The organism is Acidimicrobiales bacterium, assembly GCA_041394265.1.
Taxonomy (GTDB): Bacteria; Actinomycetota; Acidimicrobiia; order Acidimicrobiales; family SZUA-35; genus JBBQUN01.
The window spans coordinates 2900862-2914678 of sequence record JAWKIO010000005.1; the positions used below are offsets into that span (position 1 = coordinate 2900862).

Genomic DNA, 13817 nt, shown 5'->3' on the forward strand with positions numbered 1-13817 from the left:
TTCTACGATGGCCGGGCATGTCGGAGCGTTCTCCGCGGTCCGATTCGCGGCCGCCCTCGGTGACTCGTCGTCGCCTCCTGGTCACCATGGGCTTCGGCGCGGCCAACCTGATGGTCGGGCGGCAACTCGGGGCCCTCCCGGCCGCTCCGGCCGAACCCGTGCTCGATCCGGACACCGTGGCGTTGCCGGGGGCGGCCCCCGCCCCCGATCCCACCCATGTCTTCGACACCGTCATCACCGGCGGTCGTCTGGTCGACCCCGCCACCGGCTTTGACGCCATCGGTGACATCGGGATCGACGCCGGCGTTATCACCGCCTTCGGTGGGACCGGGTATCTCGGGGCCACCGTGATCGACGCCACGGCGCGAGTGGTCGCGCCGGGCTTCATCGATCTGCTCTCGGCCGAGCCGAACGGGTTCGGTGAGTGGAACAAGTTGGCCGACGGCGTCACCACGAACCTCGCCATGCACGGCGTCAACAACTACGCCGAGGCGTTCTTCAGGACCTGGACCGGCCAAACCCCACTGCATTTCGGCGGGGCGTGGCACCAGCAATTCATCCGTGCCGTCGACCCCGAGATCGCCTCGGCCCCCGAAGACCCGCTCGACGATGCGCAGCTCGTCGCCTTCGAGCGGCTCACCGAGAAGAACCTGCGTGCCGGTTTCGCCGGGGTGTGCTTCTCGCCCGAGTACGCGCCCGGCACCAGCTTCGAGGAGATGCGCCGGATCGCCGCCACGGCGCAGCGGCTTGGTCACATGTCGTACTTCCACCTCCGCCACTCCGAGCCGGGCACTGGGCCGGAGGGCGTGCGCGAAGCGATCCAGATCGCCACCGACACCGGCTCCGCCGTCCACATGGAACACCTGGCGAGCACCGGCGGCACCGAGCCCGAAGCCATGGCCGAGGCCATCACCCTGATCGAAGCGGCGCGGGCCAGTGGGCTCGACATCACCGCGTGCATCTACCCCTACGACTTCTGGGCCACCACGCTCGGAAGCTTCCGGTTCGCGCAGGGTTGGGGCGACCGCTACGGCATCACGTTCTCCGACCTCGAGGTGGCGGGGCAAGGTCGTCGCCTCAGCGCCGACACCTTCGAGCAGGCGCAGGCGGAAAATCTGCTGGTTGCTGCGCACGGCACCATCCCCGAAGCCACCATCGAGCTGGCGCTGCAGACCCCATGGATGATGGTCGGCAGCGACGCCATCCTCACTCGCTCGCTCAACAACCATCCCCGTTCATCGGGCTGCTTCTCACGGCTGCTCGGTCAGTACGTACGCGAACGTCAGGTCCTCGACCTCACCTCGGCCCTGTCCAAGATCACCATCCAGCCGGCCAGACGGTTCGAGTCGATGCTGCCCGATCTCACCCGCAAGGGTCGGCTCCAGCGTGGTGCCGACGCCGACATCGTGGTCTTCGATCCGCTGACCATTCGTGACCAGGCGACGGTCGCCCAGCCCGAGCTGCGCTCGATCGGGATCGACCACGTGTTCGTGGAGGGTACCCACATCCTCCGCTCCGGCCAGCTCGACGAGACGCTTCGCCCTGGTCGCCCGATGCTGAGCGTCACGATCAGCTGACCGAATGGCCCTCAGCTGATCGAACCCTCAGCTGATCGAACGGCCGAACGCCTGAGCGACGATCGGGTAGTCGAAGGCGATGTCGTCTCCCGCTCGGCGGGCACCGACGCCCAACCCGTGGCTCGTGAGCGATTCCTCGAAGGCCCGCCGGAACGATTCGTGGTCAGGGCCGTTCGAGCCGGTCAGGACGCCGCCCACCGAGGCCGGGAGGCGGTAGGTCGATCGTTCGAGCACGTCCCACCCGAGCGCTCCGAATGCCTCACGTTGTTCCGACACGGTGAGGTTCCGGGCGTGGCTCGGATCTCGATGGCGCTCGGCCTCGTCGTAGGCAGCGGCGATGGCAGGGTCGGGGTCGGCGGCGAAGTCGACGATGACGAGCCGAGCGCCGGGGCGAGCCACTCGGTCGATCTCGCGCACCGCCGCCTCGAGGTCGTGGGCGTGATGGAGTGCATACCGGGAGACGACGACATCGAATTCGTCGTCGTCGAACGGGAGCCGATACATCGAGCCTTCGAGCAGACGGAGGTCGACGCCGGCGGCGTCGGCGCGACGGCGGGCGATGTCGAGCATCGCCGGTGTGAGATCGACACCCGTGACCCTGGCGCCGGACTGCGCCAGTCGAACGGCGACGATGCCGGGCCCAGATGCGACATCGAGCACCTTGGTGTCGGCAGCGATGTCTGCCAACCGAACGAGCTCATCGAGTGCCTCGCCGTCGTTGATGATGGTGGCTCGATCGAAGGCGCCGGCGTCGGCGGTGAATTGCTCGCGAGCCAGGTGCTCGAACCTGTCGAACGGCGATGTATCAGTCATGCAACAGCAGTGTAACACCGTCGTGGCAGTAGAGTTCAGGGCGATGTCCAGTCCGATCAGCCCGGAGGTGATGGCGGCCACCCGGCGCTTGCTCGACCACGGCGGACGAGATGACCTCTCACTGTCGGCCATCGCGGCCGAGGCCGGGGTGTCCCGAGTCACCCTGCACCGCCACGGCATCGATGTGACCCAGGTGGTCGTTGCGCTGGTACAGGCGGCGAGCGACGACCTCCGCCAACACCTGTGGCCGACGCTCACCTCACCGGGCACAGCGGCCGAACGGCTCGCCGAGGGTGTCCGAGTGCTGTGCGACGTGGTGGAGCGCCATGGTGCGGTGCTCTCGGCGGTCTATCACTCGCCGGTGCAACCCCATCCCTCGGTCGAAGGGCGAACGCTCACGTTCGACTTTGCCGAACCGTTTGAGCGAGTGCTGCTCGACGGAGGCCACGACGGCACAACTCGATCGCAAGCGCCGGACCGCGATGCCGAGTTCCTCGTCAACGCGGTCACCTGGACCTACCTGCACATGCGTCGTTCACACGGCTGGTCGGTGACCGACGCAGCCGAGGCGTGTCTCGAACTGTGCCGTCTCTACCTGCCGCCTCTACAAGCCGCCGAGTGACTGATCGCCCGTCGCCCGGTACGAGTCAGTGGTCGAGCCGGGCGCCGACCGACGCTCGGATCTGGTCGATGAGGTGCTCATGGCAGCCACCCTGCCCGCTGAGGCCGTCGACGAACGCCTGCATCACGTGGAAGGTGAACGCAGCGTGCGTCACCTGTTCCTTGGTGGTGGTGAGGGCCTGAATGGCGTCGGACCGGACACAACGTTCAAGGCCGTGGAGGAGATACTCGGCCAGCTCGATGTCGAGGTGGGACGACCAACGGAACGTCGGCCCCGTGGTGGTTGCGTGGCGTTCCCAGGCATCGATCAGCGATTGCCATTGCTCGAGGAAGTCGCGGGTGGCGACACCTTCGAGATCGCATGGATCAACACGGAACTCGCACATCATCCGGCGTGCGAATCGGATCCAGTGCTGGACGTCGTCAGCGGCGAGGGGACCGAGCTCCAACAGCATTCGGGGAGCGTAGCCCGAACGACCTAGGTGCCGTCCACATGAACGCGACCTGAATGGCTGCGCTCAGTGGTTGGTGGTCACACCACCGGGGGTGCGGGGCTGATAGTTCGACGGCATGCGGTCGATGAGGCGCCGCGCCTGGGCCCACCGGCGTTCGGCCAGCGTGCGAGCGAGGCGAGCGTCGTCGCGCGGATCGCGGGCCGTCAGCTCGTCGGTGGCGGGGAAGTGGCTCTCCGGGGTGGTGCGGCGAGTACGGAGCGGGTTCCAGCGCCGGTGATCGTCGTCGTAAACCCGAGCCAGATCGAGATGCGGATGGCTGTGCCAGGCGCCCCACATCGGCTGCTCTACGCCCGAGATCGGAGCCGACGCACCGTTGCGCGGGTTGCGGCGCTCGTCGGGGAAGATGCGCAGCGACAGGTCCAGCCCCAGGGCGGCCACCCGACCGTGGAGGAGCGGGAGGGCGAGCACCGACCCGCCCCACGTGGTGAGAACGCCGTGGCGCAGCATCTCCAGGCGCCGGTCGACCATCGTGAGGAGCTCGGCCTCGTCGCCCTCGTAGAGCTCTTCGCCGGCCTCGGTGCTGAGCCCGATGGCAACGATGCGATCCGACGTGAGGTCGATCGTCGGACCCTCGGTGTTGGTGACGAGGTCGAGGCCGTAGATGAGCGGGAGAGCAGGCACGTTGGCAATCCTTCTGGGCGTTTCCCAACCGTACGGCCTCGGGCCGCGCTGGTGAGGGATGCCCGTGGTCGGGCGCCCGCTCTGCGTGGACGAGTGTGCCAGGCGATCGCGGCCGGGGCAACGATCGGGCTCGAGAAATTCGCATGATGGCGGCGCTACGGTCGTGTCGATCCAAGGAGGACACCCATGACGTCACCATTGCGAATCGGCGTGCTCGGCGCAGCGAGGATCTCGCCTCCGGCGCTGTTCATCCCGGCCCGAGACACCGACGACGTCGTCGTGGTGGCGATCGCCGCTCGCGACCGCAGCCGGGCCCAGGCCCAGGCCGACGAGTTTGGTATCGAGCGGGTCTACGACACCTATGAAGAGGTGCTCGCCGATCCCGAGGTCGACGCCATCTACAACCCGCTGCCCGTGAATGCGCACCTCCCGTGGGGAGTGAAGGCACTCGAGGCCGGCAAACACCTGTTGCAGGAGAAGCCGCTCACGAGCAACGCCGCCGACGCCCGCACCCTGGTGGCCGCAGGCGAGCGGGCGGGCCTGGTGATGATGGAGGCCTTCCACTGGCGCTACCACCCGCTGGCAGCGCGACTGCGCGAGCTCCTCGACGCCGGGGTGGTCGGTGAGATCTCCTCGGTCAGCGGCTCGTTCACCGTGCGGATCGACCCGAGCGACGACGTTCGTCATGCCTATGAGCTCTCGGGCGGGGCCTTGATGGACCTCGGTTGCTACCCGGCGCAGTGGCTGAGGTTCGTCGTCGGTGCCGAGCCTCGCGTGGTGTCGGCCACGATGGTCGAGGGGCGGCCGAACACCGACATCATCACCGACATCGAGCTGTTGTGGGATGCCACCGACGATCGTGGGTCGATCACGGGCGCCATCCACACGGCGATGGACGACACGGCCACGGCGGGCGCCGAACTCGAGGTGATCGGGTCGAAGGGGCGGTTGCACATCAACAATCCGATCGCTCCCCACAACGGTCATCTGCTGACGGTCGATGTCGAGGGAGACCAACACACCGAGGTCGTCGACGGGCTCACCACCTACCACCATCAGCTGCACGCCTACCGTGACGCGATCCGCCATGGTTCACCGATCCCGACGGGCGGCCAGGACGCCATCGCGAACATGGAACTGATCGACGCGGCCTACCTCGCGGCCGGCTTCCCGCTCCGGGGAGCTCAGTAGACGATCTCGGCGTAGAGCCCGGTGGGGTCGAGATCGCCGCCGAGTCGGCGCTCGGTCCCGGCGACGACGTGTCGAGCGGTGAGAACGAGTACGAGCGAGTCGAGCAGGTCGACCGCGGGGACCACCCGCGCCGCCAGGAGGTCATCGACGGTGATCGTGGTCAAGGCGGCGAACGCGTTGCGCAACAGTTTGACACGAAGGGCGCGGCCTTCGGCCGTGGCTTTCGGGAACGCCATCGGCTGTCCGGCGAGCCGTGCAAACGCGCACTCGGGATGCGCCTCGACGATTCGGGACTGGTCGTCAGGCTCGATGAGGCGGTCGATGTGGGCGATCTTCGGCAGGAGGTGGAACGCCTGCTTCGACAACGCCTTCCCACTCGCTTCCCTCGAACGCGCGCAGGCGTCGGCGTAGTCCTCGGCCTGGAGCGTCGAGCGGACCGGGGTGGCGAACACCGACGACCGGCGAGGACCGAGCAGCTTGCGGGCTGCGGCATCGCTCGAGCGGCTGCGGTCGGCCAGGAGGCCGATCGGCATGTCGATCGCAGCGACGGCGAGGTTGCCCGAACGAGTCTCGGCGAAGATCGATACCAGTGAGTCGGCCCGCTCGACACGGAGCTGGTCGCCCCGCAGCCGGGCGATCGCCCATCCGCCGGGGCAGCCGTCGATCCCGGCCACCTCGAGATCGGCAGGCTGCGATTCGACCAGCAGCTCGTCGGCCTCCAGCCAGTCGGTCGCCTTCCCCTCGGGTCTCGAACGCGTCACCGGGTCAGTATCGCCGTCGAGTAGTTCGCACGTGACGAGCCCCTGGGGCATGCTTGGCCGATGGAAGCGATCTGTGACGACCTCGAAGCCGAACACGCTGCCCTCGACGCCGTGCTCGACGGCCTCAGCGAAGATCAGTGGAACGCCGACACGCCGGCCGAGGGCTGGACCATCAAGGATCAGATCAGCCATCTCGCCTTCTTCGACGAAACCGGGACTGCGGCCGCGGTCGACCACGACGCCTTCCGGGCAGGCGCAACCGAACTGATGAAGAGCTCCCGAGGCGTCGATACCGCCACCGACATCGGTCGGGCCAAGACCGGCGCCGAGGTACTCGAGTGGTGGCGGGCCGCCCGAGCGGCGATGCTCGGTGCCTTCCGTGCGCTTGATCCCAAGGACCGGCTGCCCTGGTACGGGCCCGACATGGGCGCCCGTTCGTTCGCCACCGCCCGACTGATGGAGACCTGGGCCCACGGTCAGGATGTCATCGATGCGCTCGGCGTCGAACGTGAGGCGACCGACCGCCTGCGTCACGTCGCCCATATCGGCGTCGGTGCTCGACGCTTTGCCTACACCGTCAACTCGCTCGAGATGCCCGAACCCGGGGTGTATGTCGAGCTGACCTCGCCGTCGGGAGACACCTGGACCTGGGGTGACCCCGAATGGAACGACTCGATCAAGGGCAACGCCCTCGATTGGTGCCTGCTGGTCACCCAACGCCGGCACATCGACGACACCTCACTCGAGATCGTTGGCGACGCCGCGAAGGAGTGGGCCTCGATCGCGCAGTCGTTCGCCGGGCCTCCGGGCGGTGGGCGTCAGCCGCTCGGCAGCTGATTCACCGTGCTCGTCGCGGTCACAGATCGTCGATGAGCTTGAAGACCTCGGCTTGCTCCATGCCGGCCGCCGCACCCGCCGAGGTGAGCTTCGCCTCGACCCGCTGGCGGAACACCGCCATCTGATCGTCGTTGGTCGCCTTCATGGTCGACTCGAACTGGCTCTCGTGTGCCAGCAGCGCGGCGTACTTGGTGTCGAGCCAACCCAGCACGTCTTCGGCGTGATCGGGCTCGTCGGCCTCCCACAGCAGCAGCCGATCGGGCCGGTGGTGCGGCAGGTTCTGCTCGGGGAAGAAGAGCGGATCACGAGCAGCGACGATGCCATCGGTCGCCAGCCATCCGGCGTTGCGGTGATCGGGATGGAGTCGGTAGCGCTTCCACGGATCGTGGCCGAGGACGACGGTCGGGCGGAGCTTGCGGATCCAGAAGGCAATCTCCCAGCGCTGGCGCAGCGTCGACTCCAGCTCGCCGTCGGGCCAGCCGAGGAAGACCACTTCGCCGGTGGCGCCGAGTGCCTTCGCCGCTTCGCGCTGCTCGACCTGACGGGTGGCGACCAGCTGGGCCTGATCGGTCGTCGGATCCCACGTTCCCTTGGAACCGTCAGTGCACACCAGCACGCTGACCTCGCATCCATCCGCAGCCCACTTGGCCAAGGTGGCGCCGCAGCCGAAGTCGACGTCGTCGGGGTGGGCGCCGATCGCAAGCGCTCGCTCAGGTGTCGGAAGATTCGAACTGGTCAATCGGAGCGCGACCGGGGCGGGAGTGAGCGGATTCTGCGCGGCAGTCATGGGCGCAGCGTAGGAGCTGCGCTCAGCGACCGGTGCGTCAGCCGCCGTCGAGTGCCGTGAGGTCTTCGGGAACGTCGACGTCCCAGCCGAGTTCGGCGTCGGGGATGAGCCGCCACTCGAGGCCGAGCCGCTCGGCCTCGGCACGATGTAGCGCCGACGAGCCAACCCCGTAGGCAAAGCGGAACCCGGCGTCGGTCGGCACGGCCATCACGTTGGTGCCGTCGTCGCGTCGGTCGGGCACGATCGTGACGCCGGGCCCGGCGTCGGCCACCCACGTGAGATCGCGAGCGAGCGGGAGGTCGGCGTGCGACACCACCACTCGTTCGTAGCCCTCGCCCGCCAGGAACTCGACACCTTCGTGTACCGCCACGTTCAGCCCCCGGGCCGGGCGCCACAGCACATTGGCTCGGCACGAGATCGCCAGCGAGGCAACCTCGGGGTCGTCGCAGATCACCCAGGTGGGGAGGTCGTGGCACGCCGCGATGACACCGCTGGCCATCCGGCGAGCGAGCTCGGCACGCTGGTCGAGATCAAGGGCGCCAGCGAGTCGTCCCTTGGCCACCTCGAACGACTTGATCGGCAGCAAGACTGCGGCGCGCATGGCGCTCAGGCTATGCCACCAACACACACTTCGTCATTCGGGCGCCAACTCCCGTTTGGGCCGGCGATGCCGGCTGCGCTGTTGGGCCGGCGATGCCGGCTAAGCGGTTGGCCCGGCGTTGCGGGGCGGGCAGCGCTAGGTTCGGGGCGTGCAGCGATCGGCGGGCATGACGACCAGGGGGAGCAGACGGTGAAGCGTGGCAAGACCGCAGAACGTGAAGACATTCGGGTCACCGTTCTCGGCGGTGGGAGTTGGGGCACCACCGTCGCCCATCTCTGTGCCCACAACGCACCCACCACACTGTGGGCTCGCGATGCGGCAACGGTCGAGAGCATCAATCGTGTCCACATCAATGAGCGCTACCTTGCCGGCTTCGAGCTGCACCCGTCGCTCGTCGCCACCGACGACTTCGACGCCGCAGTCACCGACTCCGACCTGATCATCATGGGAGTCCCCACCTCGGCCTTCCGAGAGACGGCCCGACGAGTGGCCGGGGTCGTGCGTCCGTGGGTGCCGATCGTCAGTCTGGCCAAGGGGTTCGAGGAGAAGACCCATCTGCGGATGACCCAGATCCTCCAGGAGGAGCTACCGAGCCGCCCGGTCGGCGTGCTCACCGGTCCGAACCTGGCGAAGGAGATCCTCGGCGGTCAGCCGGCGGCCGCCGTGATCGCCATGACCGAGTTCCACATCGCCGAGCGTCTCCAGAACCTGTTCACCACCGACACGTTCCGGGTCTTCCTCAACCACGACGTGGTCGGCGCCGAACTCGGTGGAGCGCTCAAGAACGTCTACGCCGTCGCCGTCGGATCGGCCGAGGGACGTGGGCTCGGCAACAACACCCGAGCGGCGCTGATGACGCGGGGCCTGGCCGAACTGATCGAGCTGGGGACGGCGATGGGGGGCGAGCCGCTCACCCTCGCCGGTCTCGCCGGCATGGGCGATCTCATCGCCACGTGCATGAGCGAGCAGAGCCGCAACTCCTTCGTCGGACGAGAGCTCGGGCGTGGACGCCCGCTCGACGAGATCCTGTCCGAGATGAACCAGGTGGCCGAAGGGGTGAAGGCGTCCAAGGTCGTGCACGAGTTGGCCATCGAATACAAGGTGCTGTTGCCGGTTGCGCACAGCGTCTACCAGGTCTGCTGGAAGGGCGCGAAGTCCGATTGGGCGGCCGACCATCTGCTCAAAGGCCGGGTCGGCCACGAGTCGGGCCGTCACGTTCGACACAAGCACTGACCGATAGGTCCAACGCTCCTGCGCCGAGGCGGTGCTGGTGCGCTTCGCCCTCGTAGGGTGGTCGCCGTGACTGAGACCCCCGCCTCCTCCAGTGGTGGCGACACCGCTGCGCCGCTCGTTCCCCCGCGAACGGTGCCGACACCGGTCGCGCTGACACCTCGGCCCGTGACCTCGGTCGGTCCCCGTGCGGTCGAACGTCCGGCCGACGCCGGCCACACCCAGATCAGGATCCTCGACGACCCGACCCCGGCACTGCTCGATCACGCCGGCGGCCTCGCCCCGGCAGGCGTCGACGTGATGGTCGACTGGTGGATCGGCGCCGACGACCGCTGGTACTTCCCCTCCAAGGAGGCGACCATCCGGCAACGGCGCCTTGGGCCCGGGCCGGTCATCGAGACCGCGATGCGCATCCCCTCCGGCGACGCCGTCCATCGGTGCTACGCCGTGTCGAGCCCGAAGGGGGCGGCCACGGTGATCGAGGTGAACAACGCCTCGCCGGTGCCGGTGGCGCTCGCCATCGCGATCCGCTCGTACGGGATCGACGGTACGCCGACCGGGTCGCACTCGGTGCGTCTCGAGGGTCAGTCGATCCTGGTCGACGACACCGTGGTGGTCGAGCTCCCTCGTCGCCCGAACGAAGCCGAGGCCGCCGACACCGACCTGTTCCGTCGAGTCGTGGAAGGACATGCGCTGACCGGACCGACCTCGGCCGCAGGCGACGACGCCAATCTGGTGGTGCTCTACCCGCTTCCTCACACCACGACCTTGCGCTTCGTTGTCCCCGGACCCGAGGGGGCGGTTCCACCGCATCTCCCGGAGCTGGAGCAGGTACAGCGGGGCTGGGCAACGCTCCTCGAACCGGGTGGCCGCTTCGTGTTTCCCGATGCCGGCTTGGGTGACCGAGCCGACGCAGCCCGGGTTCGCATCCTCGGAGCGGCGATCGACCTCCCCGACCACGTTGCCAATCTGGAGCCCGGTGCGGGCCGACTCCTCGAAGCGCTCGCCGTCAGCGGCTCGGCGCGGGACTGTTCCTACGCGCTCGGCGCCCTGTCGTCCGCCTTCCCTGTCCGCCTCCCTCACGCACCGGCAGCCGCTGCTGCCGTGGTCGCCGGGGGAGCAAAGGCGGCTGCCGTCATCGGCGATGCCGAGGCCGCCACCTCGCTGCTCGAACCACTCATGCAGATCACACATCTGGTCGAGCGGTCGGGCGATCGCCCGGCCGCCGCCGATGCGCTGGGCGGACTCTCGCTCCTCTTGCGACTGATCGGCCAACACGACGCCGCGGACGATGTCGCTCGCTCGATCCCGTCCGGGCTGCCGGTTGGCGATCTGCCTGACGATCTCGGAGCGTTGACGGCGCTGTCCGAGGCCGCGTCTTCCACCGGCAGCTGGGGCAACGACGAGCTCGAACCCGCCGTCCGGTTCTGGCTGGGCGCTCGACGCCAGATGATCGACGACGCGATCGATGCCGTTGCGATCCTGCCTCGGTTTCCGACCGCGTGGCGAGGTGGGAACCTCGAGGTGCACCGTGCCGCCACGGTGGCCGGGCCGCTCTCGTTCGCCATCAGATGGCACGGGGCGAGGCCGGCACTCCTGTGGGACCTCGACAACGACGACCCTGGCGTCGTCACGCTGTCGTGTCCCGGCCTCGACCCGGGCTGGACCACCACCGATCGGCGAGGGGAGACCCTGCTGGTCGGCGCGTCGTCGGAACTCCCGCCCGTGCCGGATGAGGGCGACAGCTTCTCGTGAGATCTCGAATCCGCCTCGCCTTCGCCAGGTGACGGAGCCGACGAAGCGCGCCGATCGCGGCGCCCCGCTGGTGCTGGTCGTGGCCACCGTCACCGCCATGCTGACCGGTCCCGGCCAGACCATCGGTGTCTCGGTGTTCATCGACCACTTCGTCGAAGACCTTGCACTCAGCCGGTCGCACGTCAGCACTGCGTATCTCATCGGCACGCTCGTCGGCGCAACCGCGCTGCCGACCGTCGGCCGGTGGGTCGATCGATTCGGTGTGCGTCGAGCGCAACTCGCAATTGCGCCGCTCTTTGCGCTGGCGTTGTTCCAGATGTCGTTCGTCAACGGCATGCTCTGGCTCGCCGTCGGTTTCACCGGCATCCGGTTTCTTGGCCAGGGCTCGCTCTCGCTCGTTGCGACCGTCACCGTGTCGCTGGGCTTCGTCCGCAACCGTGGGATCGCCATCGGCCTGTTCTCCACGGGATCGAGCGCACTGATGGCGATCGTGCCCGTCTTGCTCGCCGTGGCGATCGACCAAGTCGGCTGGCGTCGAGCCTGGTGGGTTGCCGCACTGACCGTGGCGACGCTGCTGGTGCCGATGGCGTGGTTCGGTTTGCGTTCCCTCCCGACCGGGACGGCCAGCCGGCGGCGTCGCGTCAGCGTCGACGCCCCAACGGACACCGCGGCCGAGGTGGGGTCAGCGGCCGAGCCCGAGGTTTCGGATGGGTCCTACGACCGGCGTGAGGCGATTCGCACTCGATCGTTCTGGGTGCTGGCGGTGATCAGTGGCTCGGCCGGGATGTTCGGAACCGGACTGAACTTCCATCAGATCGATCTGCTCGGTGAGGCGGGTCTGTCCGAGACCGCTGCGGCCGCGCTGTTCATCCCTCAGGTCATCGGGTCGACCCTTGCCGGTCTGGCGGTCGGCTACGTGGCCGACCGGGTGGGGACTCGTTGGCTGCCGGCGGCAGGAATGGCGCTGCTCGTCGCCGCCCACTGGCTTGCAGCCGTTGCCGAGCCGGGCGTCGTGGTGTTCGTGTACGCCGTCTCGCTCGGTGCAATGGGAGGAGCGGTACGGACCACCACGGCCACGCTCCTGCCCAACTGGTTCGGCACGGAACATCTCGGTTCGATCCAGGGTCTGCTCACGCTCTTCACCGTTGGTGCTTCAGCGCTCGGACCGGTGGCGCTGTCGCTCACCCAAGCGGGGTTCCGTTCGTATCCGCCGGCGCTGTTGTTGCTGAGCGTGGTTCCGGGGCTGGCCATGCTGCTCGTCGCCACTCGTCCGTCACCGCTGCGGGTCGTTGGCGCCGACAAGCCGGTGTGAGACTTGCGAACCGTCCAGCAGCGTCCTTCACTGGAGCTCCGGCTGAGCTTCGCCAAACCATCGACCAGAGGAATCTCGTGACGACACCCATCGCATCGACGTCTGCCCGCCAACCATTCAGCGATCGGGTGCTGATGGGGCCGGGCCCGTGCAATCCGTATCCCGAGGTGTTGCAGGCATTGGGGCGGCCGATGCTTGGTCACCTCGATCCCGAGTTTCTCGAGTTGCTCGACGAGACCAATGATCGGTTGCGGATCGTGTTCGGCACCGAGAACCGGCTCACCTTTCCGGTGAGCGGTACCGGATCGGCGGGCATGGAGATCTGTCTGGTCAACACGCTCGGTCCGGGTGATGTCGCCGTGATCGGCGTCAATGGGGTGTTCGGCGGACGAATGTGCGAGGTTGCGTCGCGAACCGGTGCCGAGGTCGTGCGGGTCGACACCGAATGGGGACACCCCGCCGATCCGGAGCAGCTCCTCGCGGCCCACCCCAACCCCAAGCTCATCGGTGTCGTCCACGCCGAGACCTCGACCGGTGTCCGTAGCGACCTCGAGTGGCTCGGCCAGAACAAGGGCGACGCCCTCCTGCTGATGGACTGTGTCACGAGTGTCGGGGGCATCCCGGTCGAGGTCGATGCCTGGGGTGTCGACCTCGCCTACTCGGGCACCCAGAAGTGTCTCGGGGTGCCCCCGGGACTGTCGCCGGTCACGGTCTCGGATCGGGCTCGTGAACGGTTCGTCGAGAAGTCGCAGAGCTGGTACCTCGACCTGGCGTTGATCTCGGCCTACGTCGACGGCGAGGGCGGGCGCTCCTACCACCACACCGCGCCGATCTCGATGATCTTCGGGTTGCACGCCGGTCTCGGCGCCGTCCTCGATGAAGGCCTCGAACACGCGTGGGCACGCCACGCCGCCTGTGGCGCCCGGTTGCAGGAGGGCCTGGTTGAGCTCGGTTTCGAGCTGTTCGCCGCCGACGGGCATCGCTTGCCCGAGCTCACCACCGTGCACATCCCCGACGGCATCGATGAGGCCGCCATCCGTTCCCGCCTGCTGAGCGACTACGGCATCGAGATCGGCGGGGGCCTCGGCGCCTACGCTGGGAAGATGTGGCGGATCGGTTGCATGGGCCACACTGCCCGCATGCGCAACGTCGAGCTGCTGCTCGCCACACTTTCCCGGCTGGTAGGGGGCGCCTGA

14 protein-coding genes are annotated in these 13817 nt (G+C 68.0%); 8 read left to right on the top strand and 6 right to left on the bottom strand.

From position 1 onward, the window contains the following. Positions 1-17: 17 nt before the first annotated feature. Positions 18-1577 carry an amidohydrolase family protein gene (locus tag R2733_14245; protein ID MEZ5377661.1) on the top strand — a complete coding sequence of 520 codons (1560 nt, stop codon included), beginning with the start codon at positions 18-20 and terminating at the stop codon, positions 1575-1577. 27 nt (positions 1578-1604) lie between these two features. On the opposite strand, the gene R2733_14250 is transcribed toward R2733_14245, so the two are convergent. Next, positions 1605-2390: a methyltransferase domain-containing protein gene (locus tag R2733_14250; GenBank protein ID MEZ5377662.1), complete on the bottom strand. Its 786-nt coding sequence runs from the start codon at positions 2388-2390 to the stop codon at positions 1605-1607. Between the two features lie 43 nt (positions 2391-2433). Here R2733_14250 and R2733_14255 point away from each other — a divergent pair, with 43 nt between their 5' ends. Next, positions 2434-3012, top strand: a complete 579-nt coding sequence (locus R2733_14255) for a TetR/AcrR family transcriptional regulator (GenBank protein MEZ5377663.1) — start codon at positions 2434-2436, stop codon at positions 3010-3012. A gap of 25 nt (positions 3013-3037) precedes the next feature. Here R2733_14255 and R2733_14260 read toward each other — a convergent pair whose 3' ends face one another. Together R2733_14260 and R2733_14265 are read right to left on the bottom strand one after the other, a co-directional pair. Next, positions 3038-3466 carry a hypothetical protein gene (locus R2733_14260; GenBank protein ID MEZ5377664.1) on the bottom strand — a complete coding sequence of 143 codons (429 nt, stop codon included), beginning with the start codon at positions 3464-3466 and terminating at the stop codon, positions 3038-3040. A 63-nt stretch (positions 3467-3529) separates the two neighbouring features. Further along, positions 3530-4147, bottom strand: a complete 618-nt coding sequence (locus R2733_14265; protein MEZ5377665.1) for a hypothetical protein — start codon at positions 4145-4147, stop codon at positions 3530-3532. A gap of 186 nt (positions 4148-4333) precedes the next feature. Between R2733_14265 and R2733_14270 the strand changes: the two genes are divergently transcribed. Next, positions 4334-5338: a Gfo/Idh/MocA family oxidoreductase gene (locus R2733_14270; GenBank protein ID MEZ5377666.1), complete on the top strand. Its 1005-nt coding sequence runs from the start codon at positions 4334-4336 to the stop codon at positions 5336-5338. Here the strand turns inward: R2733_14270 and R2733_14275 are convergent. Next, complete coding sequence (locus R2733_14275) at positions 5332-6099, bottom strand: DUF429 domain-containing protein (GenBank protein MEZ5377667.1); 768 nt, start codon at positions 6097-6099, stop codon at positions 5332-5334. The two genes, R2733_14270 and R2733_14275, sit on opposite strands and share 7 nt — an antisense overlap. Before the next feature lie 60 nt (positions 6100-6159). Here R2733_14275 and R2733_14280 point away from each other — a divergent pair, with 60 nt between their 5' ends. Next, positions 6160-6936: a TIGR03084 family metal-binding protein gene (locus tag R2733_14280; protein ID MEZ5377668.1), complete on the top strand. Its 777-nt coding sequence runs from the start codon at positions 6160-6162 to the stop codon at positions 6934-6936. A gap of 19 nt (positions 6937-6955) precedes the next feature. On the opposite strand, the gene R2733_14285 is transcribed toward R2733_14280, so the two are convergent. Together R2733_14285 and cofC are read right to left on the bottom strand one after the other, a co-directional pair. Beyond that, positions 6956-7723 carry a PIG-L deacetylase family protein gene (locus R2733_14285; protein ID MEZ5377669.1) on the bottom strand — a complete coding sequence of 256 codons (768 nt, stop codon included), beginning with the start codon at positions 7721-7723 and terminating at the stop codon, positions 6956-6958. 37 nt (positions 7724-7760) lie between these two features. Then, the gene (cofC, locus tag R2733_14290; GenBank protein MEZ5377670.1) at positions 7761-8324 is read right to left on the bottom strand and encodes a 2-phospho-L-lactate guanylyltransferase; all 564 of its coding nucleotides are present in this window, start codon (positions 8322-8324) and stop codon (positions 7761-7763) included. A 189-nt stretch (positions 8325-8513) separates the two neighbouring features. Between cofC and R2733_14295 the strand changes: the two genes are divergently transcribed. The 4 genes from R2733_14295 (at position 8514) to R2733_14310 (ending at position 13817) form a co-directional block, all read left to right on the top strand. Then, positions 8514-9557, top strand: coding sequence for an NAD(P)H-dependent glycerol-3-phosphate dehydrogenase (locus R2733_14295; GenBank protein ID MEZ5377671.1), 1044 nt, complete (start codon positions 8514-8516; stop codon positions 9555-9557). 66 nt (positions 9558-9623) lie between these two features. Further along, the gene (locus tag R2733_14300; GenBank protein MEZ5377672.1) at positions 9624-11309 is read left to right on the top strand and encodes a hypothetical protein; all 1686 of its coding nucleotides are present in this window, start codon (positions 9624-9626) and stop codon (positions 11307-11309) included. Positions 11310-11337: 28 nt separating this feature from the next. After that, positions 11338-12621, top strand: coding sequence for an MFS transporter (locus R2733_14305; protein ID MEZ5377673.1), 1284 nt, complete (start codon positions 11338-11340; stop codon positions 12619-12621). Positions 12622-12698: 77 nt separating this feature from the next. Then, entirely contained in the window at positions 12699-13817 is a 1119-nt protein-coding gene (locus R2733_14310) for an alanine--glyoxylate aminotransferase family protein (protein MEZ5377674.1), read from the top strand.